A 25,729-nucleotide genomic window follows, 5' to 3' on the forward strand; every position below is an offset into this window, starting at 1 on the left:
TTTAGTTGCTTTAAGTGGCTTAGTTGCGACCCATTGCAAGTGTTCGAGTCGCCTGCTCGCGCGTAATCAAAATAATGAATTCTTCTGCTATCAAAGGCGGAGAGTAGTAATAGCCCTGATAGTCGTCACATCCTTCCTCAGCCAGTAGTGACAACTGTTCACGGCTGTTTACCCCTTCTGCGGTGACCACTTTACCGAGATTATGGCCGAGTTGGATGATGGTTCTGACCAGCATATGGTCGTGGTGATCGTCAACACAGTCATCAATGAAAGATTTGTCGATCTTAACTACATCAATGGGCAGTTGTTTTAAGTAATTTAGCGATGAGTAGGCAATACCAAAATCATCGATTGCAATGCGCACGCCAATACGACGTAACTCTTCACAAGTCTGGCTGACGCTTTGTGGCTGTTTCATTAGGGTGGTTTCGGTGATTTCGAGCTGGAGTAACCGGGCATCGAGCTCTGTATCCCGCAGAGTTTGGGAGACGACCTGAAAAATATCGTCATAAAGAAACTGAACTGTAGATACGTTAACGGCAATACAGATATCGTGACCCTGTTGCTGCCAGGCTTTGGCCTGGCGACAGGCAGTCTCAATGACCCAGCGTCCGATCGGAATGATTTGCTGGCTTTTTTCCGCAATTGCCACGAACTGCTCCGGGTTAACCTGACCTAAATCCGGATGGTGCCAGCGTATTAACGCTTCAGCACTCGTCACTCGTCCGCTTACAACGTCGACTTTAGGTTGATACTCCAGATGTAACTGCTGGCGGCTAATCGCCGTGCTCAGTTCACGTTCGAGCTGATAATTACGGATGGTTTCTCCGATTAACTCTTCATCAAAATGCTGTACCAGATTCTTGCCTTTTTGTTTGGCGCGCTGCAGTGCGATATCCACATTACGGCACCAGATATCACTGTCGTACATCGCATCGTCAAACAGCGCCACGCCGATGCTCATTGTCATGCTGTAGTAGCGCTGATTGAGAAAAAATGCCTGGCTGCAGGTGGCGAGAATACGGTGTGCGACCTGATCGGCTTTGGCCCGGATGTGTTGGTCACCTTTTATAATGAGCGCGAACTCGTCGCCACTGAGACGGTACAACTGGTCACAGCCAAGATTCAGTTGGTTAAGACGTTGCGCCAGCCCTATGAGCAGTATATCGCCCTGATGGTGGCCCAAAGTATCGTTAATCAGTTTGAAATCATCAATATCCAGTTGCAACAACGCATAGTGCTGGGCGCTGTTATATTGGGATTCCAGACGCTTGGTGTCATTTAAAAACGCGGCACGGTTGGCAAGGCGGGTAAGAAAATCGGTCAGACTGTCGCGTCGATAGCGTTCGATCTGAGATTGCAGTTTGTGTTTGTAGTACACGCCGAGCGTTGCCAGTATTGAAATAGAGACAAGCTCTATCGCATCCAATAAGTAGTCACCGAAATTCGCCGAATTGAAAGAGTGATGAGATAAGCTGGATATGACCAAAAGCAGCGCGGCGATGATTGGCCACAGGGTGCCCGGAAACAGAATCAAATAGCTTAGAGGGATCAGGATAAAGGTTTCCTGAAGCGCGGCAGATGGCGATAGCTGGCTTGCCAGGGTGACACAGCCCAGAGCCGCGAGTGCTGCCAGCATCTTGAGCTTTGCGTTCGCACTGATAAAAGCCAGTAACAGGCACAGCGGATAGGCATACAGATAAGGTGCCACTGTTTGGGGCACCACCAACAATGAATAACTGACAATAGTGACGGCAACAAGATAAAACAGAGGCAATACGCCCCGTAACAGCGATCTTGAAACGGTCTGACTGGTTGCAGATAACATGTAAGTTCCTGTGAGTAATTCTGCCTTGGCGCGACATTTGTCTCGATTCCAGGCGCGTTGTGACAACAAGATGACGGCGAGCGCCAAAGGTGATGCAACAATTTACTTGGAGTGTAATTCAGGAATAGCGAATGTAAGTCAATATATTGACAGCTTTGGCTGAAACCTAGTGCTAGTCTCATTTGGGAGACGGTCTAACGGCCGGTGTTCAGAATAATCGCTTGAGCGCGAGAGTTTTTCAGCGCAAAAAATAAGCTCTCCGTGTGGAGAGCTTACTGATTCATGATGACGCCGGACAAAACCTTATGAGGGCAGGCGAATCTCTGTAATCGAGCTGAGTTCTTCAATTGGCAGCCAGTTTACTTTTACGCCTGCCTGAAGAAACATGTCCTGGCTGACTTGGATCTTGTCACCCCAGCGGGACAAAAAGTCCTCTGATTGTTCCGGACAGTGCACGGCAGCGATTCCTGTCTGGATTATTTTTGCCGCACAGTTCGGGCACGGAAAGTGAGTGACATAGATTTCACAACCGTCGAGATCCCGTTTCGCGAACAAAATAGCATTTTCTTCTGCATGCAATGTCTTGAGATATTTCATATCGCGGTCATCGGTGTTTGCGCTGTCTGAAATACCGTGTGGGTAGCCGTTAAAGCCGACCGAAACGATGCGGTTTTGTTTCGTGATCACCGCTCCGACCTGAGTCGAAGGGTCTTTACTCCAGGAACCAACGAGTTCTGCCATTTGGTAAAAGCGTTGTGCCCATTTAGAAATCATTGTGTGGTTTCCTCACCTGAATCGTTATTGGTAGTCACGTAGGTTATTTATGTGACTAATATCCTTAATTTAACTGAATGAGTCTAGAAAAAATACGTGCTCACAAGGTCAAGATGGGTAATTGCTGGCTTATTGTGCGCTTTATGATAGGTTTCCTCGCATTAATTGGTTTCCGCGCATTAATAGTGAGATCCAAATCAACTTTTATTCGGGGGCGACTTTAGTGCCGATTGACCATTTTAGGATTGGCTTTGTGCGAGATCTCTTACATGTCATGTAAGATTTTAGCTGTTAATTCGTAAGGTAAGTGAGATGCTGTAAATGTAAGTAATTGTTTGTTATAGATTAGTTTTTAACTGATACCAATTCTCAGCTGGAAGGGCTGTTTTTAGCGCTTGCTCAAATTGGCCGATATCGTAATCTCAAGCTGTCAGCAGGATGCAGACATGGAACAGGAAAGACCCAGGGATAGGTCATCTTCAGGATGAAGATTCGGTTATTCAGGATGAATGATCGGCATGGATAGCAAAGGACATAAGCTGGATGCGACGTAACCAGGATGGTTATGAAGGAAGGTTTATGGACAGCTTGAAGGACATAAGCGTATGTCTGTCAGGATGACAGAGTCAGGGACACCGCTAGGACGGCGATGAAACGGAATACGCTGAAGGACACAGCAAACTATCAAGGAATTGATGCAGGGAGCACCTCTAGTAGCCGGATTGCTGCGAGTAAGAACTGAACCCCACCAGGCGCGAGCTTGGTGGGGTTTTCTTTTATGGGCTGATAATAAGCTGACATTGGTGCGCTGAGTTTATGGCAAGTTACATCGCACGCAATCATCGTTATCTCAACGATGCAAATTGTCTTGTTGATGGCAATAGTCTGGTCGATGAAAACAGTATTATGAGTTAAACAGTGTCGTCAGTTAAATAGTGTCGTTGGTTAATAAATAGTGTTGTCGGTTAAATAGTGTGGTGAGTGTGGAAAAAACCTCTGAGTTGTTAGTCAAGACCCTGCAACAGCATCCTGAAACCTACCTTTCGATTGGAGAATTGCTGGAATCGCTCAAACGGCGTTCTTATGGCGCGCTGTTAATCATGTTGAGTCTGGCCGGATTAATTCCCGGCATTTCATTTTTCGCCGGATTTGCCATTTTTTTGCTGGGTCTGCAAATCATTGTTGGCTTCCAGTCACCGCGCCTGCCAAAACTAGTCCAGCGCCGTCGTCTTAACCGTCATAAAACCCTGCGTTTTATCGAAGAGATGCGGCCTTGGCTGGAGCGGGTAGAGCAATACATCAAACCGCGTTGGGAACCTTTGTCTAACTCAATGGCGCGACGCGTTGTTGGCGTGGTCATTTGTCTGCTATCTGTTGTCGCAGTGATGCCACTGCCTTTTGTGAACTTTCCCCCTAATATCGCGATTATCTTGTTTGCGTTGGGTATCATTGAGCGTGACGGTTTGTTCATGCTGATTGGTGGCGTGCTGAGCGTCTTCGCTGTGTGGGTGGGATATCTGTTAATGCGTATAGCACTCAACTCGCTGATGTTGGTATTATAAGGCGTGTTAACGCAAAAGAAGTGATAGTAACTATGGAAGCACAAGTTAAGTGGGTTGAGGATTTTAAATTTATTGGTGAATCTCAGTCCGGCCATTGTGTGGTGATGGATGGTAACGGCGGTGCGACTGCGCCAAGCCCGATGGAAATGGTGTTGATGGCTGCTGGTGGCTGCAGCTCGGTTGATGTGGTTGATGGCCTTAAATCTGCCCAGCAACAAGTACACAGCTGCATTGCAAAACTGACTACTGAGCGTCGTGATACGGCGCCGCGTCTGTTTACCAAAGTCAATATTCACTTTGTGATCTCCGGCCTGCAACTTGATGAGTCGGTGGTTGAAAAAGTCACCGCGGATTCTCTGCAAAAATACTGCTCGGTATGTCTGATGCTGGGCGCCGGAGTGGCAATGACTCATAGCTGGGAAATTTGCTGATCGGAAGCGTTACTTAAAAGAAGCAGTGCTTAAAAATGAAAAACCGGGTCAAAGCCCGGTTTTTTCGTTCCTCAAATTCAGTGCTTTGACTATGTTTAGCGCACGTTTGATAAATCTATCATTACTAGTATGGACGTCAAAGGTCACATCACTGAGTGGTATGCCGCTCAGGGGTACGGTTACGTCACTCCTGAGCAGGATGCCCTGCGTATCCAGTTTTACCGACAGGATGTGTCCCCCTCGGTCAATTCTAAACAGGGAAAGCTAACCTGCGAGTTTTTCTCTTTTTTCCGTACGCAATCCGGGTACCCTTGCAGTCATAACATGAAACATGAGGTGCCCGATGAAAGAATTAGAAAAGATGATTGCCGGTGAGGTTTTCGATGCTAACGATGCAGCTATCGCGACTTTACGTCAGCGAGCGACCGAGCTGAAAGTTGAGATCAATCAGAGTGTGTGTGATGTTGAGCGGCACAAGTTGCAAACAGAACTGTTTGCTGCGTTTGGTGCCGACAGCATTGTCCAGGCACCGTTTTACTGTGAATTTGGTAAGACGATTACGATTGGTAGCCGAACTTTTATCAACATGAATGTGACCATGTTGGATAATGCACCTATCAAGATTGGTAATCATGTGCTTATCGGTCCTAACAGCCAGTTTTATACCCCTTCTCACTCTCTTGATTATCGACATCGCCGTGAATGGGAGGCGTTCAGTCAACCGATTGTGGTCGAAGACGATGTCTGGATTGGCGGCAACGTCGTCATTAATCAGGGAGTGACGATTGGTGCCCGGTCTGTGGTGGCGGCCAATTCTGTGGTCAATCATGATGTGCCGCCGGATACTCTGGTTGGTGGTACACCTGCGCGTATCATTCGTTACCTTAATAGTGGTAGGGATACTTCTCTGTGCTGAAAATTTCAGTTAAAGTTCGTTCTCTTTTCTGATTACTTTTCCGGAGCCTGTTTTGGCACTGCACAGATGTACCGTTTACGGTGTTGCAGCCATATTGTTATGGAGTTGCGTTGCGGGTTTAGTTCGTATGGTCGCGGAGCAGTTCAGTCCGACTGGCGGGGCTGCCCTGATTTATACGGTTGCCAGCGTGTTTCTGGTTGGGGTGATGGGGATCCCCCGCATTAATCGTTTCTCCTTGCGCTATCTCATTATCGGCGGGGCGCTGTTTGTCAGCTACGAGATTTGCCTTGCTCTGGCTTTGGGGATGGCACACTCTCGTCATCAGGCGTTGGAAATGTCGGTGATTAACTACCTGTGGCCAGCATTGACCGTACTGCTTACCGTTATCTCCAGTCGGCAGCCTGTCAGCCGTTGGGTTTATCCATGTATTCTGGTCGCTTTTCTCGGCGTTGCCTGGGCGATATCAGGTGATAGCGGTTTATCGCTGAAGCAAATTGCCGGCAATGTGTCGGGTAATCCGCTGGCGTATACCATGGCGGCGCTGGGCGCAGTTATCTGGGCGGTGTATTGCAACGTCACCCGGGTGATTGCCAATGGTCAGAATGCAGTCACTCTGTTTTTCATTGCTACCGCGGTGACCCTTTGGGTGAAATATGTGTCAGGAGATGAACCAGCGCTACAGTTCACCGTGCCGTCCGCTGTGACGCTTGTACTCACAGCTGTGGTGATGGGCAGCGGCTATGCACTTTGGAATCAGGCGATTCTGGCCGGTAATATGTTGCTGTTGGCGACCTTGTCTTATTTTACCCCGGTATTTTCGACTCTCTTTTCCTGCCTGATTCTTGGTGTGGTGCTGGGCAGCCATTTCTGGCAAGGAGTGGTGATGGTGACGCTGGCATCTTTAGTCTGCTGGTGGGTGACACGTCATAGTTCATCGGCGAAGCCGCCAGGAGTATCCCCTTCTCAGAGAACGGTTTAGCGATCGCTGCGGTTAACTTGTCACGGCCTGGGGTTCTGGACATGACAAAAGCGACGTGGTTTGGCACGTCGCTTTCTATTTGCTTGCTTGATTAACTCTCATTAACCGAACGTTGGCCTGGCTAACCTCAAGTGGCGATCTCAAGTAGCAATGTTGACTGTGATTTGCAGTTTCAGCGGCAGCTTGGCCAGACGTTTCTTAATGGTTTCTCGCGTCTGTTCAATATCTTCCAGCAGAATCATTTCACTGCTGTCCGGGTAAATATCAACGTCGACCCAAAGTTCACGACCTACTTTGGTCACACCGGCCAGTTCAATCTCCTGATCGGACTCTTTACCGGCATCAAACACGCTTTGGTCAACGGTTTGACAAATCTCTTTACTCGGCGCCATCAGGAAGATTTCGCGCAGCGCTGAAGTCAGCATTTGGAACGGTACTTTGATGAAGTAAAATGACATCGCTAACATCATCATCGGGTCTGCATACACAGCGTAAGGTGCCAAAGGCGTTAATGAAATTCCCCAGGCAATGACGAAGCCTGCGGTGACTGCAACACTCAGCATGGCATCCATCTGCCACTGCTTCACTTCAGCATCGATAAGGCCAGAAGTACGGCGTTTATTCAGTGCTGCCATGTACCACCATGCAAATCCACAACCAATAACGTTGATGGCACCGAATGCAGTGGCAATAGACGCATCAACTTCGCGCCCGCCGGTGAACATGGCCCCAATCGCAGAGTAAAGCGAGTAGCCCACCACCAGCAGAATAACGGCACCTTTAACCGCAATCACGGCAGGTTCTAGCACCGCGCGTCCGAACGGAAATCGTTCATCAGACGGTTTCATAATGTAACGTGATGCCGCGAGCGACAATAATGTTAACAGCAGGCTGACCAGTGAATAAACACCATCAAACATAATCACCAGTGAGCCGACGAGCAGACCAATCACTAACCCGCCGCCTGCAAAAAGGGATGCAAAAAGGGCAGAGAGGGTCAGGACACGCTTTTCGTTATAAGTTGTTCGAGCACACATTTGATTTATACCTGTAAGAAACTGACGTTATTCTCGCCTAAAGCGGGCCTTTTACAACGACGATTTGTACTTTTGGTTGGTTGGTGTTTAACCGATTTTGCTTTTGTTTAATAAAATCATAGAGATAGAATGTTTTTCTGCTGTCAGTAATATTGACACTGAGTGGCATGTCGCCCTGTTGAGCGGAATAGACAGCGCGTCAGTCAGACTGCTAATGAGCAGCCCAAGGCCAATTCAACGTTGAGCTGCATGTTATCAGTGACATGAAGAAAGGAGGACTGATGCGATGGTGAACATTGGAACTGGTAGACGGCGATTAAGTGTCTATTATTAATTAAAACAAATAGTTAAATTCAGACAAGGCCGCAGGGAATCAAACAGATAGCTAGAAATCAAACAGATAGTCGCTCAGTTTATCCGAAAGCCAGGCCATGGCCGGATCTTCAGTGCTGCCGGTCAGGGTAAACATACAATAGTCTTCCTGAGTCAGACCGTAGGTATGGCGAATCACCGCCAGGCGTTGCTCACGCAGATGGTTGCGGATCAGTGGTTCAGGCAGCACCCCCCAGGCGCTCTCGGTCAGTATGGTACTGAGCATGTATTCAAAACTGGAAAATCCGATATAACGGCGTGAAAATGGTCCCAGGCTGGAATTATCCTGTTCGTTAAGATAGACCATGACCGCCTGCATCGATTTACGCAGGTCTTCATCGGTCACTCGCTTGATTTTGGTGAGTGGATGGGTGGCACTGCATACCGACATCATGCGGATTTTACCCAGTGGTTGATAGCTGATGCGCGCATCGTCCAGGCGTTCATAATCAACGCCAAAAGCAAAATCGACCTGTTGGGTCGCGACCAGGCTGGCCAGGTCACCGCTGGAAGCCAGCACCAGGTTAAACGAGGTGTTGGGGAACAGTTTATTGAGCGAGTGGGCGAGCTCCTGCCAAACCGTGTCAGGCAACGAGTCGTCACGGGCAATCCAGACTTCAGCGGCAAATTCATCTGAGACCTGCGAACAGGTGCGTCGAATGCGTGTTGCGGTAATCATTATGCTTTCGCAATCTTTATAGATTGCTTTGCCCGCTTCCGAAAGGCTGACATTATTGCCGGTACGCACGAAGAGTTCGACGCCCAGCTCACTCTCAAACGCTTTGATGGCCATGCTCAGTTTAGTGCGGTTGCACTCAAGCTGGCGGGCTGCCTCGGACACCGAGCCGGTGTCTGCAATAGTACAGAATGCTTCAATCTGCGACAGGTTCATAACGGTCTCTGGAAGTTAAAGTGTGTGAATCATATACAATTTTCTCTGTGCTGCCTATGTGCTGAATTTATCACCAATTGACACAAGTAGAGACACTGCAGCACAAGATTGTGTGGTAACTCTATGAACTTCTCTTTATTTTGGTTTAATCTTGGAGTGTTTGAGTCGTCTCAAACAGAGGGATTCGTTTGGTTTATCCCAATCCTGAGTCCGGCTGTTTGAGTTTACTTGGGCACAAAGCCTGAAGACAAGAAGTTACACGGAGGCCATGATGGCACAAAACTGGGACGAATATGCAGCGAGCTGGGAGCAAGATGAAGCGACCGTGGTTTTCGCCAACAACGTCTTTGAGCAACTGAATAAACTGACTTCCCTTGAGGGCAAGCACGTGCTTGATTTTGGTTGCGGCACCGGATTATTGAGTCAGTGGATGTCGCCATTGGCGAAAGATATCGTTTCTCTGGATTCGTCAGAGGCGATGATTGAAGAGCTGGATAAAAAAGAACTGGCGAATGTGGAGCCGGTGGTGGACCACCTGACTCGCGGTTTGGTGGCTCAGCATCCGGCATTTCGTAAACAATTTGATTTAGTGGTGGCGTCATCCGTGTGCGGTTATGTCGCCAATCTCGATGAAGTGGCGGAAATTATTTACTCGCTGCTGGATGAAGGCGGTCTGTTCGTGCACTGGGACTGGCTGGTGGCGGAAGATGATCCCGAGTTTGGCCTGAGTGAGTCAGAGGTCAAAACAACGCTGACTAAGGCCGGCTTTACTGATGTCGAAACCGTCACCGCGTTTGAAGTGGCGACACCACAAGGTGTGATGCCAGTGATTATGGGTATCGGGCGTAAATAAAGCAGCTCGATTCAGCCCCCCGCAATGCTCTGAACCGCAGCTCGTCAGTGTTGCGGTTTTTTATTGCCCGTCGGTTATTTCCAGTCTGTTATTACCCCTCCATTGCAGTTTTTACTCAAATTTATTTTATTATTTTTCAATTGATTACATGTTGTTTCTGCTTTTCTTAAGAAAAGTTTGTGGTTCTTAAGTTTTCCTTAAGCTTGTGTTTTTAAGCTCTTTAGGTAAGTCACCAAAGAGGGCTTTTGAATGAAAGACTTTTTTCAGCATCATCAACTGCAACTTGCGATCGTTGATCGTAACCATCCTGATCGGGCAGATGTTGAACACTATATTGCTCAGCGCTATTCGCTGGCGTTTGATGCCCGGCTCGACACTTTTATGCCGACGTTTATGGCGCTGATGGATAACAACCAGATTAAATCCTTATGCGGCTACCGTGTCGCCGGTGATGAACCGCTGTTTCTGGAGCAGTATCTGGACCAGCAAGCAGATGTTTTACTGACGCAGGTATTTGGAAAGCCCGTTGACCGACACCAGTTGATTGAATTTGGTCAGTTAGCCTCTTTCTCGAAAGGTTTCTCTTCGCTGCACTTTTTACTCATGACTCAGAAACTGGTCGAGCAAGGGTATGAATGGTGTGTCTTCACCGCGACCGATCCGCTCTACGCCATGATGTCCAGACTGGGGCTCGACACGGTTATTCTGGCCGAAGCTGACCCGTCCCGTATCCCGAATGCGGAAACGATCTGGGGAAATTATTATCAATATCAACCTCGTATCGTGGCGGGGCATCTGAATGGTGCGCTGCAGCATCTGCAAGCGCTGTTTGCTGCGCGTCAGCATCGTTTGGGCGGTATTTTATGATGAATCAAATTATTACCACATTAATTCAGCGCGCGCAGCATACGCCGGATGACACCGCATTTAGCGGTTCTCGGCACGGATTACAGCAGCAGACCCGTCTTAGTTACAGTCAGTTACTGGCGCGGGTTCAGCAGGCGGCGGAGCTGTTGCAAGCCTGGTCTGTGACTTGTATTGCGCTGCGTGCTGACAATAGCCTCGACTGGGTGATTATCGATTTGGCCGCGATGTATGCGCGGATCCCGATTGTTCCGGTACCGATGTTTTTCAGTGAGGCTCAGGTGGCGCATACCTTACAGCAATCCGGGGCTGATCTCCTGATCGGAGAGTGGCTTGAGAGCCACGGTATCGCCGATGATCGGATTGAAGGTTTCGATGTCTGGCGTTTACCAAGCGGGTTACCGCAGTGGCTGCCAGACAGCAGTAAGATTACCTTTACTTCCGGTTCTACCGGGCAGCCGAAAGGGGTTTGTCTGGGGCAGAAGCAGTTGATTGAGGTCAGTTGTGCCCTTGCTGCTGCGATTCAGGCGGACGTGCGTTGCGAGACCCATTTGATCATGTTGCCGTTATCGACTTTGCTGGAAAACATCACCGGCGTCTACGTGCCGATCTTGCTTGGCGCCAATTCAGTCGTGCTATCTGGTTCGCAGGTTGGCTTATCCGGCTCAAGCCAGTTTGATGCACGGCAATTCGCCGCGGCTCTGGAGCAATATCAGCCCAACAGTCTGGTGCTGACCCCAGCGCTGCTGATGGCACTGATTCAGGTTGCGACCCTGCAACCAGCCCTGACCCGCAGCCTGACGTTTGTGGCGGTTGGCGGCGCACGAGTGTCCCCGCCATTGTTGCAGCAGGCTCAGGCATGCGGCATTCCGGCTTACGAGGGCTATGGCCTTTCAGAGTGTGGGTCGGTGGTCAGTGTGAATACACCATCGCATTCTAAACCGGGTACAAGCGGCCGTGTGCTGTCTCATGTAGCGGTCAGAATCGCTGACGATGGTGAGGTGCTGGTGCGCGGTAATCTTGCTCTCGGTTATATCGGTGAGCCATTCGGTCATGCGTGGCTGGCAACCGGTGATTTAGGGTCATTAGACCAAGACGGTTTTCTCACCATCAACGGACGCAAGAAAAACCAGATTATTACCGCTTTCGGACGCAATGTGTCGCCGGAATGGATCGAATCGGAAGCGCAAGCCATGCCAGCTTTAATGGGCATGATCGTGGCCGGTGAGGGGCAATACGGACTGACAGCCGTTCTGGATGGTGACATCAGCGACACCATCATCGGCAGTGTTACCAGGCTTAATCAGCACCTGCCTGATTACGCACGCATTACTCGGGTGGTGACTGCACCGGGGTTGAAACACAGGGCAGGGCTGTTTACCAGTAATGGGCGTCCGGTTCGCCAGCGTTTAGAGCAGTGGTTGCATCAACTGGATGAGCAGGAGCCGGGTATCGTTTCCACCGCCGTTATTTATCCAGGTTCACGTAATTTATCCAGGTTCACATAGTTTATCCAGGTTCACATAGTTCGTCCGGCGATATCAATTCACGAGGAATCCAATATGACTGCATTTTTTGACCGACTAAAACAAGAAACGTCCGCAGCCCAGCAGGCGATGCTTCAGGCGCCGATTTTTGCCCAGTGCGCACGAGGCGAAATTGATCGTGCCACTTATCTCGCATTTCTGACCCAGGCTTTTCACCATGTAAAGCACACTGTACCGCTGCTGATGGCCTGTGGCGGCCGGTTGCCTGAAAAGTATGAATGGCTGCGTCAGGCGATTGGTGAATACATTGAGGAAGAAAAGGGACACCACGAATGGATTCTCAATGATATCAATGCTTGCGGCGGCGATGCGGCGGCGGTGCGTGCCAATCGGGATGCAGGGCGTGTGGGTGTGCCGGTTGAACTGATGGTTGCCTACCTCTATCACCAGATTGATCGCGCCAATCCGATGGCTTTCTTTGGCATGGTCTGGGTGTTGGAAGGCACCAGTGTCGGGGTCGGTGGTCAGGTTGCGGCTTTGATCAAACAAACGCTGAATCTGCCGGAGCAGGCGATGACGTATCTGACTTCGCACAGCACGCTTGATCAGGAGCATATCCAATTGTTTGAGAGCTTGATGAATCGTATCACGGATCCTGTTGATCAACAGGCGATTATAGATTCCGCCAACATGGTCTTTGGTTTGTACGGCGGTATGTTGCGCCAGCTGACCACAGACCAGTTGCAGGATGTGGCGTAAGGGAATTAGCATGAATTTGCAGGATAAACAGGTATTACTGACCGGGGCGTCGGGTGGTATCGGAGAAAAAATGGCGTTGGCTCTGGAGGCGAAAGGTGCGTCATTGATTCTGGTCGCCCGTAATCGCAATAAACTGGAAGCGTTGAAAAATAGTCTGAATTATCCTCAACGTCACCAGGTACTGTGCGTTGATTTCAATCAGTCCGATGGCATTGAAATCTTGGATGAGTTTTGCCTGGCACAGGTCAAAAAGCGCCGTATCGATGTGTTGATTAATAACGCCGGCAATAATCAATTCAGCTTTCTGGCCCAGCGTTCCGCCCAGTCGTTGCAGCAAGAAATGCATCTTAATCTGATGACCCCGATTCTAACCAGTCAGGCGGCTCTGGGCTGGTTACAGCGTCCGGGTATTATCCTCAATATCGGTTCTACCTTCGGGTCGATCGGTTTTCCTGGTTACACCAGTTACTGTGCGGCCAAAGCCGGTGTGCAGCGCTTTAGCGAAGCGCTCGATCGAGAGTTGGATGGCGCTGGAATCCGGGTGCTGTATCTGGCTCCCAGAGCGACAGCCACCCCCCTCAATGACGACCGTGTTACTGAGATGAACCGTCGCCTCGGCAACCACAGTGACGCCCCTGAGGTGGTCGCACAGCATGTGGTGACAATTTTGGAAAAAGAGCGGGCCGCGATGTGGATTGGCTGGCCGGAAAAACTGTTCGCGCGCGTTAATCAACTGCTGCCCAAGCTGGTCAGTAACTCGATTCGCAAGCAACAGGACACGATTCACCACTACATCAACCAGGCGACATCTAAATAACGAGGGCGCGATTATGAAATGTATCACAACCATGGCTGTGGCCACTCTGACTCTTGGCATGATAAGCAGCGCAGCTGCTGCAGGAGAGGACCCGTTACAGACGATTCAGAAAAAATGGGCGGTGTGTCAGTATCAGTCAAAAGATAATGATCATCAGGTGTATTGCCTGGAAAATCTGATCAAAAGGAACGAAGAGGCCCTGCAACAGCAGCCCAACCGGGCCGAACTGAAAGTGTGGCTGGCGATAAACAAAGCTTCTCTGGCAGGTGCTGACGGCGGTTTGGGCGCCTTGTCCTTGGTCAAAGAAGCGAAAGTGTTACTGGAACAAGTGATTGACCAGGCACCAGAAACGTTAGATGGCTCCGCGTATACCAGTTTAGGTTCGCTATACTATCAGGTGCCGGGCTGGCCAATTGGCTTTGGGGATGACGATATGGCTGAGACCATGTTGCTTAAAGCACTGCAAATCAATCCGGATGGTATCGACTCCAACTACTTTTATGGCGACTTCCTGGCGGAGGAAGGACGTAAAGACGAAGCGATTCAATACCTGACTAAAGCTCAGCAGGCTAAGCCGCGGCCGGAGCGTCCGTTGGCGGATGAGGGGCGGCAGCAAGAAATAGCCAAGAAACTCGGAGAACTTAAACGATAATGCGTTTGCTGCTGGTTGAAGATGATATTTTGCTGGGACGTTCCATGGTGACTTCATTGAGTCGCCATGGTTTTACGGTCGATTGGGTTGAACGAGGCGCTGGCGTTGATGTGGCGCTAAAGACCGAGCAGTTCGCTGCGGTGGTATTGGATTTGACCCTGCCGGATATTGATGGCCTGGTGGTATTGAAAAATATTCGTCGCGCTGGTTACACCCTGCCGGTTTTGATTCTGACCGCGCGGGATGATATTGAAGATCGCGTCAAAGGGTTGGATGGCGGGGCGGATGATTACCTGATCAAACCGTTTGCGCTGGAAGAGCTTATGGCCCGGTTGCGGGTGCTGATTCGGCGCCAGTCAGGCTTTTGTGATACCCGGATTGATGTCGGTGAGCTGTCCTTGTCCTTGTCTGAGCAAGCGGTGGATTATCAGGGAGAGCGCCTCAAACTGACCAATAATGAATTTAAATTATTGGCAGCGCTGATCACTCATGCGGGGCGGGTGATGAGCAAAGAGCAATTACAGCAGTCATTGCATGGCTGGGATGAAGGCAGCAGTGATAATGCGATTGAGGTCCATATTCATAATTTGCGTAAAAAAGTCTCTAATGACGTGATCAAAAATATTCGTGGTGTGGGGTATATCATTGAAAAATAGTGGTCAGAAAGAGTTTTCGATTAAAAAGCGCCTGACGATTACCGTTGTCGTCTTGTCATCGGTGTTGATCCTGATCTCTCTGTTTTTCAGTTTTATGGCATCGCAACACGAAATTGAAGAAGTGTACGATGCGCGTCTTGGCCAATCTGCCAAATTGCTGTTACTTGGTATTCCCCTGGAAGAACAGGGGCTTGAGGCGACTAAAGCCAGACAAATGCTCAATACGTGGATGGAGCGTATTTCCGCCCAGGCTAAGGATGACGACGATGCGACCGCGTTTGGTCATCCTTATGAGCGCAATATTCTGGTTCAGTTTTATCTCAATGGCCAGTTAACCTGGAGCTCAATTCCCGAAATCACCACCACGCCGCATGATCCCCGTTATGCCGGTTTTGGCTATATGACGATTAAGCATCAATCCTGGCGCTATTTTCAGTTGCCTCTGCCTAATGATTATCACACACGTCCCGAATATGTGATTGTCGCCGAAAAACAGTCGATTCGCGATGAGATGGTGCATGAACTGGCGTTATCGACCGCTTTGCCTCAGCTGATAATGATCCCTTGTCTTGCCCTGGTGATGACGTTATTGATTGGTAAACACTTTGAACCGATCACAGAGCTGAGACGGGCGATTGCCCAGCGTAACGTTAATAAGCTCGACACCATTTTTGTTGCCAACCCGACTCAGGAGCTTTCCCCTCTGGTCGCGGCGCTGAACGCATTACTGGAGGAGCTGGAACAGGCCTGGATGCGTGAACGCCGCTTTACCCGCATGGCTGCCCATGAATTGAAGACGCCACTGACGGTGTTAAGGCTCAACGCGGAAAATGCCCTGCTGAGCCAGAACGAAGAGCAGTTGAAATCTGATCTGAACAATATATTGCGCGGCATTGAACGGACTGACCGTTTGATCCAGCAACTGCTGCTACTGGCTAAAGTGGAAAGTATCCATGATCTGAAGTTTGCCAGCCTCAACCTGAAACGGTTGGCACAAAATGTCACGGCGGAATTAGTGCCTCTGGCGCTGCGTAACGGACAGGAATTGTCACTGGAAGGCGATGATATTTTTGTACTGGGTGATGAGCCGCTGCTGCGTATTTTAGTCACTAATCTGGTCGATAACGCGATCCGCTACTCGGGTCAGGGCAGCCAGATCTGTATCAGGGTCAATGAAGATGCCGGCAGTGCCAATCTTTGGGTCAGTGACAGCGGTCCTGCCATTAGTGATGAAACCAGAGAAAAACTGTTTGAAAATTTCTATCGCGCTAATACCGAAAAAGGTGACGGAGCAGGTTTGGGGATGTCCATTACACGTGATATTGCGCGCTTACATCGTGGTGATGTGGCTTTGCTTGAGCGACAAAATGAACACAATACTTTCTGGGTGAACCTGCCTAAAGCCTAGTGCGCCAATCGCTTATTGATAAATTTCCAAATGGTAAATTGAGTATTTACGTAATTTCACTGTCGGAAATCGCGATCTCGCCATACACTTTAGTCATGTAATCGGTTACGGCGCTCGTTCCTGCAAGATTACACAATCAAAATCTGTTTATTGACTAACAACTCATGGCTAGGGTTTTAAAAAATAGAATCAAGAACAGAACAAAAGAGGTCAGCGCAAGCTGACCTCTTTTACTTTGTAATTTCTACGTTACTTTCTGATTGCTACATTTTTACTGCCGGCATAATTTGCAGGCGCTTGTTCGTTGCCGCGCCTGTTATTTACGGCAACTAACGGTTAATGATCACGCAACCATTAATGGCCAAGTGACCTATCACACCATACCTTCTCCTGACGAGACCGGACCTTCTGATGAGGCCGGATGGCGTTCACCGCCCGGACTGACACAGTCACAATGGCCTTGGGTTAAGCGCTGACACAGCCATTTCATCGCCTGATCGTTCATGCTTGGTTTATTCCATACCAGGCTGTAGGCCACGGTACCGTAATCGAATGGTAACGATTTACACACTAATCCCTTGGCCTGTTTCGCATGCTCTGCCCAATGGCGCGAGCAGGTAAATAACAGGTCCGTGTGGTGGCACATAATGGCTGCGGCGCCGAAGTCGGATGTGGTCAGTTTGATGTGTCGCGAGCGGTGATTTTGCGCGAGTGCTTTTTCAAAGAATGGTTCACTGAGCTCTTTGTCCAGAATGGACACATGCTGGCATGACAGATAATTTTCTATCGTCATTTCCTGCTCTGCGAGCGGATGGGCGGGATTCATCAGGCACACCATTTCATCACCGGTGATCACCTGCCACACTAAATCTTTCGCATGAGTCGGGGGTTGACTGATGTCATGAGGCAAAATCATAAAGTCTATTACGCCACGTTGCAGCGATTCGAATCCGTGATGCTCTTTGGAGTGAATGGTCAGCGATAATTCCGGGGAACACTCATCAATGATGTTGGCGATGTCTGCGGCAAACAGCTCCAGAGTACTTTCACGCATGGCGAGGTGATAGTGACCGCTGTATTGGGTTGGTTCAAAATTGGCCTGGTGCAATATTCCGTTCATACTGGAGAGAATACTGTGAACGGCAGGTCCCATCTGGATGGCGCAGGGGGTTGGAATTAGCTGATTCCCGTCGCGATAAAACAGATCATCATCGAGAAGCGCACGTAACTGAGCGAGAATTTTACTGATGCTGGACGGGCTGACACACAGCCTGGCAGCAGTCTGAGTCACGCTGCGTGTACTGAGCATGACGTGCAGTGCCGTAAGGTGTTTTAAGCTGAATCTCGATAGGTGAATATAATCCATAACACTAGAAAGCCATTCATCAATGACGCAAGCATATCATTATTAAGGAAAAATAGTGTAATGAATTATTTTCACTGCGCAGCGGGCGACGTGACATTCCTTCATTCCCGTTGTCTGCCAAGCGATTGGCGGATTTCTTCCAGTACCTGCGGGTTGGCCAGTGCGCCGATATTTTTGACCGCTTCGCCGTGCAAAGTTTGTTTTACCGCCAATTCGACCAGTTTACCGGAGCGGGTGCGCGGCACTTCGCTGATCGCATAAATAAACGCGGGTACATGGCGTGGCGAGCAGCGCTGCTTCAGGATGTGACGTATTTTCTCTTGCAGGTTGTTATCGAGCTGATGGGGTGCTTGCAACTGGACAAACAGCACGATTTCTTCACGATCTCCTTGGTTGTAGCCAACAGCAACCGAATCGACGATCTCAGGTATTTGATTGATCTGCTGGTAGATTTCTGCCGTGCCAATTCGCACGCCTCCTGGATTCAGGGTAGCATCGCTGCGACCGTAAAAACGGTAACCGGCTTGAGCTGTTTGTGCAATTTCATCGCCGTGGTGCCAGACGCCAGCAAATTTATCCCAGTATGCATGGTGATAAGCTTCACCATTATCGTGCCAGAATCCAATCGGTTGATTGGGAAAACTGTTGCGGCACACCAACTCGCCGCGCTGTTCAATAATGGCTTCCCCCTGCTCGTTGAACACAGCAATGTCCATGCCTAATCCAGCTCCCTGGCACTCGCCGCGATATACCGGTGAAATCGGATTGCCAAGCACAAAACAGCCGCAGATATCGGTTCCGCCGGAAATAGATGCCAAGTGTAAATCGGCCTTAATTTGTGAGTAGACGAAATCAAATTGCTCCGGATAGAGTACTGAGCCGGTTGAACAGAGCGTTTTCAATGCGCCGAGGTTAACGTAGCCACAGGGAGAAAATCCGCTTTTCTCCAGGGTGGCAAGATAACTGGCAGAGGTGCCGAAGAGTGTCATATCGCTCTCTTGCGCCAGTTCCCATAATACGCTGGGTTGCGGGTAGAGTGGGCTGCCATCATAGATGACCAGTGTCGCCCCGCTGGCCAGAGCAGATACGTGCCAGTTCCACATCATCCAGCCGCAGGTGGTGTAGTAAAATACCCGGTCACCGGGTTGAATATCACAATGGAGTTGGTGCTCCTTGAGGTGGTTGAGCATGGTGCCGCCCACGGAATGGGTGATGCACTTCGGCTGGCCGGTAGTACCGGACGAGTAGAGAACAAACAGTGGCTCATTGAAACCGACCCGCTCGAATTCGAGCCCGCGCGGCAGATAACTGGCAAGAATCGCCTGCCAGTCGGAAAATGTGTCGTTGAAGACCGGGGTGTCGTCGCGTTGCTGCAGATATTCTATCTGGCAGGTATTCTGGATTGAGCTGATGGTGTTGACGATCTGTGCGTTGCGCTCTTCCATGCGGTGAGTTTTACCGCCAAAAGTATAGCCATTGCAGCAGAACAGGATTTTGGGTTGCACCTGACCAAAACGTTCAACCACGCTGTCGACACCGAAATCAGGTGAGGTTGAGGTCCATATCGCCCCCAGGCTGGTGGTCGCGAGCATGGCAATGACCGACTCCGGGATATAAGGCAGATAGCCCGCCACCACATCACCGCGGCCGACCCCATTTTGTTTCAGCCACTGCTGGACAATCGAAACCTGATCGCACAACTTTTGCCAGCTTAACTTGCGGCTTTGGCCATTTTCATTTTTGAACCACAATGCTACGTCGTTTGGGCTCTGATAGGCATAAGAGAGCAGATTCTCAGCATAGTTGAGCTGCGCCTGTGGAAACCAGATGGTATCCCGGGCGCGTACCAGTTCCTGCCAGCGAGGCATTCCTTCACCATAGACACAATTGCCCCGATAGCCAATTACGTCGCAGAACTGCCATACTTCCATCCAGAACTTATTTTTGCTGAATACTGACCATTTGTGCAGTTGCTGATAATCCTCAAACGCTTCGCCCTGCATATTAATGTGACGCAGGAATTGCGCCAGATTGGAGGCGGCAACTCTTTGCTCGCTTGGGATCCACAATGGTGTCGGGTTCGGCATAATGTCCTCGTCTGGCGCAATAATTATTCTTTAATGCAACAAGTTTTGACCATATCTGGCTAAAGTCAAACCTGAATGTCAGGATCAGATGGCTGATATTTAAGTAAAAAAATATCAATGTAAAATAAATGTTACACAGAATGGCGGTGGGGAATAATTGGCCGCGATTGGCGCCAACTAATGAAGGCGATAGGCTTAATGTAACGCAATTGTTAAGGAGAGGAATGATGACACATTATCATTCCAAGCCAGTGAATCACAAAGGGTTGGTGCAATGGAGCGAGCAGGAAGATGCGATATGGCATGATCTGGTTGCCCGTCAGCAATCAGTGATTCATCCCCGCGCTTGTCAGGCTTACCTCGACGGGCTGAGTATGCTGGACTTACCGCTCGACCGGGTTCCGCAACTGCCGGAAATTAACCGGATTCTGCAACGTGAAACTGGCTGGCGGGTTGCGCCAGTTCCCGCATTGATTCCGTTTGATCGTTTTTTTGCCCTGCTGGCGGAAAAGCAATTTCCGGTTGCCACGTTTTTACGTAGTCGGGAAGAGTTTGACTATCTGCAAGAGCCGGATTTTTTCCATGAAATTTTTGGTCACTGTGCGATGCTGACGCATCCTGATTTTGCTGCTTTTACCCACAAATATGGTCAGCTTGGGCGTGAGGCATCCGCCAAGCAACGTGGTTTTCTGGCGCGGCTCTACTGGTTTACGGTCGAGTTTGGACTGGTACGGGAAGGTGATTTGACCAAGATCTACGGTGGAGGGATCCTGTCGTCTCCGGGAGAGACGATCTATTCACTGGGCAGTGACACTCCTATGCGCGCCGAGTTTGACTTGCACCGGGTGCTCAGAACACCGTATCGGATAGACATTATGCAGCCAATATATTTTGTGTTGGATGATATTCGTCAGCTCTATCAACTGAGTAAAATGAATTTAATGAGCCACGTTGAACAAGCGATGCAGGCAGGTCTTCTGCCGCCGCTATTTACGCCAAAGGAAGAAAACCATGCTTGAAGAACTACGCTGTGAGGCGTGCGGTGCAGATGCCATCGCGTTAAACGCTGCCGAGCAGCAAACATTATTACGTGAGTTGGATGATTGGTCGCTGATGCTGCGGGCTGGTATTCCACAGCTGGAAAAAATCTATCGATTTAAAAATTTTAAGCAAGCCTGGGCGTTTGCTGACCAAATCGCGCAACTGGCTGAAGAGCAGTTTCATCATCCGGCCATTTTGCTGGAGTGGGGTCAGGTCACGGTGACCTGGTGGAGTCATTCGATCAAAGGACTGCACAAAAACGATTTTATCTGTGCCGCGAAATGTGATGCTTTGGTGTGAGGTGATGCTTAAGTTCGAAGTGATGCTTAAGTTTGAGGCCAGGTTTTCATGTGTGAAAGGAGATGTGTTCGCTCACTGACGGGCATCTGGCCGCCTGAAGATTTCAGTCAGCTCTGTCTGTGACTGGGATTACACTGTGAGAAGATTCCACCGTTAAGAACGTATTACACCGGGTGGATCGTATTTCGCAGATAAAAAAAGAGCCAATCGTAATCATCACGATTGGCTTGATATAAGTTGTGAACAAAAAGTATTCACTAACAACGTCAGTTGGCTAGGTGACCCTCGGCTTAATAAGGGTCATTTCTAATAATGCAGTATATGTGCCAAGTTTTATACCCCCGGTTTTACGCTAAATCTCACCTTTTTTCCCCTTTTTCTACTCATTCTGTTGCATTATGCGAATGCAAAATGCGAAACAAAAACAATTTTGCTAGTGACCCTTGTGTTAGTAATGAGATTGAAATTGTTTTGTTATTGCTCTGTCATTTTGTTTACACATCTAAATAAATAACTTCGTTTTAGGAGTAATTTAAATAATTTTATACTTTTCAAAATCAATAAGTTATGTGCTAATTTGTTATTATTGGGTAATATTGAGGGTTGAAATAATCATTTGAGCTGTTAGTTTATAAAAGGAATTTGTTTAGAGCACTAACTGATATGTGGCAGACAATGATTACAGCAGCACCTTGGGTCGCATACCCTGAAATTATGCACAACACTCAGGATGAGTGGGCGTTTCGATCACCGAGTCGAACTGACGGAAAGCGCGTTCACGAGTTGATCGCGCAATGTTCGCCTCTGGATGAGAACTCCGCTTACTGTAACTTCCTGCAATCGACACATTTCCGCAGTACCTGTGTGGTAGCGGAACGCAATGGGGATTTGGTAGGATTCGTCTCAGCCTATCGCAAGCCAGACAAACCAGAAGAATTATTCATCTGGCAAGTCGCAGTGCATCAGGATGCGCGCGGAATGGGTCTTGCTTTCCATATGCTGACCGAATTGTTGACCCGCGATGATCTTGCTGACGTTACGGTCATCGAAACGACAATCACCCGAGATAACCAAGGCTCCTGGAGTTTGTTCAAAAAACTGGATAAAGCCAACGGCGAACGCGGTGAAGTGTCAACTTTTCTCGATCAGACTCGCCATTTCGACGGCGAGCACGATACAGAATACTTGTATCGTATTCCCCTAAATTCTCGAACCAACCGATAAGGATAAATCCCATCGTTATGGATATCTTTAAAAAGAAAGAATCAAACGTTCAATCTTATGCCAACAATTTTCCCGTCGTGTTTTCGACGGCGAAAGGCAGTTGGCTGTATACCAAAGATGGCGATGCTTACCTCGATTTTCTGGCGGGCGCAGGCTCGCTGAACTATGGCCATAACAACGCTATCTTCAAGCAGGCGTTGCTCGAGTACATCGACAAAGATGGTATTACTCACGGCCTGGACATGCACTCTGAAGCGAAAGCGGAATTTCTGCATGCTCTGCAAACATACATCTTTGCCCCGCGCGAGCTGGACTACAAAGTGCAGTTTACCGGCCCGACCGGCACCAATGCGGTGGAAGCCGCGATGAAACTGGCGCGTAAAGTGACCGGACGCTCGAATATTGTTGCGTTTACTAACGGTTTCCACGGCTGCTCTTACGGCGCTTTGGCCGCAACCGGTAATCAGCATCATCGTGGTGGCGCCGGCTTAGGTTTATCGGGCGTTACCCGCCTGCCATATGACGGCTATGCTGACATCGATGGTCTGGCTCTGTTTGAAGCCATGCTGGCTGACAACTCGTCTGGCCTGGACAAACCGGCGGCCGTGCTGGTGGAAGCCGTACAGGGGGAAGGTGGCTTGAATGCCGCTTCTGATACGTGGCTGCAACGCCTGAGTAAGATTTGTCAGTCTCATGGTGTATTGGTGATTGTGGATGACATTCAGGCTGGCTGTGGCCGAACCGGTACGTTTTTCAGCTTTGAAACTGCCGGCATTAAACCTGATATTGTGACCCTGTCGAAATCGATTGGTGGTTATGGCCTGCCACTGGCTGTGGTGTTGTTTAAGCCTGAGCTGGATGAGTGGAAGCCCGGTGAACATAACGGCACATTCCGTGGTAATAACCATGCGTTTGTTACCGCCGCGAAAGCGCTGGAAACTTACTGGGCCGATGACGAGTTTGAGCAGCACATCAAAGCGCGTGCCGAGCAGGTTAGTGCAACCATTGAGCAAGCTCTGAGCCGTTATCCTGAGCTGTTCACCCGCCGTAAAGGTCGCGGTCTGATGCAGGGCATTGAATGTCAGGACGGCGATATTTCAGACAAAATTGCGCGCGAGTGTTTCCGCCTCGGCATGGTGATTGAGACCGCAGGGCCGCAGGATGAAGTGGTCAAATTCTTCTGTCCGTTGACCATCAGCGAAGCTGAACTGGCACAAGGTCTGAGTATTTTCGACAAGGCGGTGGCCAATGTTGCCCCGCAATTCATTAAACAAGCCTCATAAGGAAGAGTCATGATTGTAAGAACCCTGGAAGAATGTCGCCAAAGTGAACGCCGTATCGTTGCAGAAACGGGCACGTGGGAAAGCGTGCGCATGCTATTGAAAGACGATCAGATGGGCTTCTCTTTTCACATCACGACCATCTATCAAGGTACCGAAACACACATTCATTACAAGAATCACCTCGAATCTGTGTACTGCATGTCCGGCGAAGGCGAGATTGAAGTGGTCGGCGGGGAAACCTATCCGATCAAACCCGGCACGCTCTACGTGCTGGACAAGCACGACGAGCATTACCTGCGCGCCGATAAAGGCGCTGATATGGTGATGGCCTGTGTATTTAACCCGCCGCTGACCGGAGCCGAAGTGCACGACAAAGACGGTGTTTATCCGGTTGCTGACTAAGCACTGAGTGATGTATGCCAGTGGCCGGTGAGAATAACCGGCCACTGACTTTCGCAGTAAAGTCCGCTTATTTTCACTTTGTCTTTACTAATGTCTTATCTAAAAAAACAAACAACCAGGAGACCCCATGTCTTACACCGTAGAAAAGATCGGTGGCACTTCGATGACAGCGTTTGATGCTGTACTTGATAATATTCTGCTTAAACCGAGTGACCCGTATAACCGTGTGTTTGTGGTATCGGCTTATTCGGGAATGACTGATGCGCTGCTGGAGTGTAAGCGCAGCGGTAAACCCGGCATCTACCAGATGGTCGCCAAACGCGACGAAAACTGGCCGGATGCGATGTATGATCTCGAAAAGCGCATGCTGATGATCAATGAAAACCTGTTCGCCGATCCTATCACCCGGATTCGTGCCGACAAGTTTATCCGCTCCCGAATCTCTGAAGCGGTCAACTGCATCAATAACATTCTGGACACCTGTCAGTATGGTCAATTTTCGCTGCGCCACTACCTGCCGCAGGTCCGTGAGTTTCTGTCTTCGATTGGCGAAGCGCATAGTGCGTATAACACCAGTTTAAAACTCAAAACGCTGGGTGTGAATGCGCGTTTTGTCGACCTGTCCGGCTGGAATGAAGAATCACGCGGTAGCCTGGATGAAGTGATTATTCAGGCATTTAATGATGTGGATGTGACGACAGAACTGCCGATCGTGACCGGCTACGCCTACTGCGATGAAGGCCTGATGAAGACCTATGATCGCGGTTACAGTGAAATGACCTTCAGCCGGATCGCCGCGCTGACCAATGCCGATCAGGCGATAATTCACAAAGAATATCACTTAAGCTCTGCCGACCCGCGTGTGGTGGGGCCGGACAAAGTCCGCCCGATGGGGCTGACCAACTTTGATGTCGCTGACCAGTTGGCGAATCTGGGCATGGAAGCTATCCATCCCAATGCGGCAGCTGGTCTGCGTCATCAGGAGATTGAACTACGGGTTAAAAATACCTTTGAGCCGGAGCATCCCGGAACCCTGATCTCCGGTCATCATCAGCCACAGGACAATAAAGTTGAGATTATTGCCGGCCGTAACAAGGTGTTTGCGCTACACGTGTTTGATCAGAACATGGTGGGACACATTGATAACGTCAGTTATGAACTGATGGAGATCATTGCTGATGCTAAAGTGCATCTGGTCGGAAAAGAGATGAACGCTAACTCGATGACTTATTTCCTTAGCGGCACCAGCGATAATCTGAACAAAGTGTTGTATAAGGCAGAGAAACGCTATCCTAATGCGTCGATCTCCGGGAAAATGGTCGCGTTAATCTCAGCCATCGGCGCACATATCAATACCAACCAGGCGCTGGCGCGCGGTATGCACGCACTGGCGGAAGTGGAGGTCAGCCCGATGGCGGCGCACTCGTCAATGCGTAACGTTAATGTGCAGTTTGTGGTCGAAGACAGCGACTACAACAGCGCGATTTGCGCCCTGCATCATGCGCTGATTGATGAGCAGGCTGCGACAGCCCAAGCTAAAGCAGCCAAAGCGGCGTAGTTGTCTGGCCCGCATCGCCTAGTGGCGGGGAGTCCAAATCGCGGACTGAAGCAAATTAACAGGTTGAACAAGCCGTCCGGGGAAAACCCGGGCGGCTTTTTTATGCTCGATTGATACCACGCGCCGCGCTGAAGTGACAGAGCGCGCTTGTGCAAACCGGTGTTTGGTGAATACGCAAGGC

23 protein-coding genes and 1 pseudogene are annotated in these 25,729 nt (G+C 49.5%); 18 read left to right on the forward strand and 6 right to left on the reverse strand.

Annotated features, from left to right (window positions below):
- Positions 1 to 19: 19 nt before the first annotated feature.
- Both E6C74_RS06250 and E6C74_RS06255 read right to left on the reverse strand, forming a co-directional pair.
- On the reverse strand, positions 20 to 1,828 hold the full coding sequence (locus E6C74_RS06250) for a bifunctional diguanylate cyclase/phosphodiesterase (RefSeq protein WP_136483832.1): 1,809 nt from the start codon (positions 1,826 to 1,828) through the stop codon (positions 20 to 22).
- A gap of 303 nt (positions 1,829 to 2,131) precedes the next feature.
- Complete coding sequence (locus E6C74_RS06255) at positions 2,132 to 2,602, reverse strand: cytidine/deoxycytidylate deaminase family protein (RefSeq protein WP_136483833.1); 471 nt, start codon at positions 2,600 to 2,602, stop codon at positions 2,132 to 2,134.
- 983 nt (positions 2,603 to 3,585) lie between these two features.
- On the opposite strand from E6C74_RS06255, the gene E6C74_RS06260 reads away from it, so the two are divergent.
- The 4 genes from E6C74_RS06260 (at position 3,586) to yddG (ending at position 6,490) form a co-directional block, all read left to right on the forward strand.
- The gene (locus E6C74_RS06260) at positions 3,586 to 4,164 is read left to right on the forward strand and encodes an exopolysaccharide biosynthesis protein (protein ID WP_240798135.1); all 579 of its coding nucleotides are present in this window, start codon (positions 3,586 to 3,588) and stop codon (positions 4,162 to 4,164) included.
- Between the two features lie 32 nt (positions 4,165 to 4,196).
- Positions 4,197 to 4,595, forward strand: coding sequence for an OsmC family protein (locus tag E6C74_RS06265; protein WP_136483835.1), 399 nt, complete (start codon positions 4,197 to 4,199; stop codon positions 4,593 to 4,595).
- Positions 4,596 to 4,938: 343 nt separating this feature from the next.
- Positions 4,939 to 5,511 (forward strand): sugar O-acetyltransferase, encoded by a 573-nt coding sequence (locus E6C74_RS06275; RefSeq protein WP_136483836.1) that lies wholly within the window; start codon positions 4,939 to 4,941, stop codon positions 5,509 to 5,511.
- Positions 5,512 to 5,563: 52 nt separating this feature from the next.
- The gene (gene yddG / locus E6C74_RS06280; protein WP_136483837.1) at positions 5,564 to 6,490 is read left to right on the forward strand and encodes an aromatic amino acid DMT transporter YddG; all 927 of its coding nucleotides are present in this window, start codon (positions 5,564 to 5,566) and stop codon (positions 6,488 to 6,490) included.
- Between the two features lie 140 nt (positions 6,491 to 6,630).
- Here the strand turns inward: yddG and E6C74_RS06285 are convergent, their stop codons facing one another.
- Both E6C74_RS06285 and E6C74_RS06290 read right to left on the reverse strand, forming a co-directional pair.
- Entirely contained in the window at positions 6,631 to 7,527 is an 897-nt protein-coding gene (locus E6C74_RS06285; RefSeq protein WP_136483838.1) for a cation diffusion facilitator family transporter, read from the reverse strand.
- 385 nt (positions 7,528 to 7,912) lie between these two features.
- Positions 7,913 to 8,791 (reverse strand): LysR family transcriptional regulator, encoded by an 879-nt coding sequence (locus E6C74_RS06290; protein WP_136483839.1) that lies wholly within the window; start codon positions 8,789 to 8,791, stop codon positions 7,913 to 7,915.
- 271 nt (positions 8,792 to 9,062) lie between these two features.
- Here E6C74_RS06290 and E6C74_RS06295 point away from each other — a divergent pair, with 271 nt between their 5' ends.
- From E6C74_RS06295 to E6C74_RS06330, 8 genes are all read left to right on the forward strand, one after another.
- A complete protein-coding gene (locus E6C74_RS06295; RefSeq protein ID WP_136484005.1) occupies positions 9,063 to 9,644 on the forward strand; it encodes a methyltransferase domain-containing protein in 582 nt (193 codons plus the stop codon).
- A gap of 249 nt (positions 9,645 to 9,893) precedes the next feature.
- Positions 9,894 to 10,511 (forward strand): thermostable hemolysin, encoded by a 618-nt coding sequence (locus E6C74_RS06300; RefSeq protein WP_136483840.1) that lies wholly within the window; start codon positions 9,894 to 9,896, stop codon positions 10,509 to 10,511.
- Positions 10,508 to 12,016, forward strand: a complete 1,509-nt coding sequence (locus E6C74_RS06305) for an AMP-binding protein (RefSeq protein WP_240798136.1) — start codon at positions 10,508 to 10,510, stop codon at positions 12,014 to 12,016. The genes E6C74_RS06300 and E6C74_RS06305 overlap by 4 nt, the downstream gene beginning before the upstream one ends.
- Positions 12,017 to 12,070: 54 nt before the next feature.
- On the forward strand, positions 12,071 to 12,754 hold the full coding sequence (locus E6C74_RS06310; protein WP_136483841.1) for an iron-containing redox enzyme family protein: 684 nt from the start codon (positions 12,071 to 12,073) through the stop codon (positions 12,752 to 12,754).
- Between the two features lie 10 nt (positions 12,755 to 12,764).
- The gene (locus E6C74_RS06315) at positions 12,765 to 13,571 is read left to right on the forward strand and encodes an SDR family oxidoreductase (protein ID WP_136483842.1); all 807 of its coding nucleotides are present in this window, start codon (positions 12,765 to 12,767) and stop codon (positions 13,569 to 13,571) included.
- 13 nt (positions 13,572 to 13,584) lie between these two features.
- The gene (locus E6C74_RS06320) at positions 13,585 to 14,223 is read left to right on the forward strand and encodes a hypothetical protein (protein ID WP_136483843.1); all 639 of its coding nucleotides are present in this window, start codon (positions 13,585 to 13,587) and stop codon (positions 14,221 to 14,223) included.
- Positions 14,223 to 14,879, forward strand: coding sequence for a response regulator (locus E6C74_RS06325; RefSeq protein WP_136483844.1), 657 nt, complete (start codon positions 14,223 to 14,225; stop codon positions 14,877 to 14,879). The genes E6C74_RS06320 and E6C74_RS06325 overlap by 1 nt, the downstream gene beginning before the upstream one ends.
- Complete coding sequence (locus E6C74_RS06330; RefSeq protein ID WP_136483845.1) at positions 14,869 to 16,287, forward strand: ATP-binding protein; 1,419 nt, start codon at positions 14,869 to 14,871, stop codon at positions 16,285 to 16,287. The genes E6C74_RS06325 and E6C74_RS06330 overlap by 11 nt, the downstream gene beginning before the upstream one ends.
- Before the next feature lie 466 nt (positions 16,288 to 16,753).
- Here E6C74_RS06330 and E6C74_RS06335 read toward each other — a convergent pair.
- Both E6C74_RS06335 and E6C74_RS06340 read right to left on the reverse strand, forming a co-directional pair.
- Positions 16,754 to 17,653: pseudogene (locus tag E6C74_RS06335) on the reverse strand (LysR family transcriptional regulator); the annotation flags it as partial.
- 101 nt (positions 17,654 to 17,754) lie between these two features.
- Positions 17,755 to 19,740 carry an acetoacetate--CoA ligase gene (locus E6C74_RS06340; protein ID WP_136483847.1) on the reverse strand — a complete coding sequence of 662 codons (1,986 nt, stop codon included), beginning with the start codon at positions 19,738 to 19,740 and terminating at the stop codon, positions 17,755 to 17,757.
- 227 nt (positions 19,741 to 19,967) lie between these two features.
- Here E6C74_RS06340 and phhA point away from each other — a divergent pair, with 227 nt between their 5' ends.
- From phhA to E6C74_RS06370, 6 genes are all read left to right on the forward strand, one after another.
- Positions 19,968 to 20,759: a phenylalanine 4-monooxygenase gene (gene phhA / locus E6C74_RS06345; protein WP_136484007.1), complete on the forward strand. Its 792-nt coding sequence runs from the start codon at positions 19,968 to 19,970 to the stop codon at positions 20,757 to 20,759.
- The gene (locus tag E6C74_RS06350; RefSeq protein ID WP_136483848.1) at positions 20,752 to 21,081 is read left to right on the forward strand and encodes a 4a-hydroxytetrahydrobiopterin dehydratase; all 330 of its coding nucleotides are present in this window, start codon (positions 20,752 to 20,754) and stop codon (positions 21,079 to 21,081) included. Before phhA ends, E6C74_RS06350 begins: the two co-directional genes overlap by 8 nt.
- 675 nt (positions 21,082 to 21,756) lie before the next feature.
- Entirely contained in the window at positions 21,757 to 22,305 is a 549-nt protein-coding gene (gene ectA / locus E6C74_RS06355) for a diaminobutyrate acetyltransferase (protein ID WP_206208382.1), read from the forward strand.
- 17 nt (positions 22,306 to 22,322) lie between these two features.
- A complete protein-coding gene (ectB, locus tag E6C74_RS06360) occupies positions 22,323 to 23,588 on the forward strand; it encodes a diaminobutyrate--2-oxoglutarate transaminase (protein WP_136483850.1) in 1,266 nt (421 codons plus the stop codon).
- A gap of 9 nt (positions 23,589 to 23,597) precedes the next feature.
- Positions 23,598 to 23,990, forward strand: a complete 393-nt coding sequence (locus E6C74_RS06365) for an ectoine synthase (protein WP_136483851.1) — start codon at positions 23,598 to 23,600, stop codon at positions 23,988 to 23,990.
- 127 nt (positions 23,991 to 24,117) lie between these two features.
- Positions 24,118 to 25,548 (forward strand): aspartate kinase, encoded by a 1,431-nt coding sequence (locus E6C74_RS06370; RefSeq protein ID WP_136483852.1) that lies wholly within the window; start codon positions 24,118 to 24,120, stop codon positions 25,546 to 25,548.
- Positions 25,549 to 25,729: the final 181 nt, after the last annotated feature.

Source organism: Vibrio sp. H11, assembly GCF_004804295.1.
Classification (GTDB): Bacteria; Pseudomonadota; Gammaproteobacteria; order Enterobacterales; family Vibrionaceae; genus Vibrio; species Vibrio ostreae.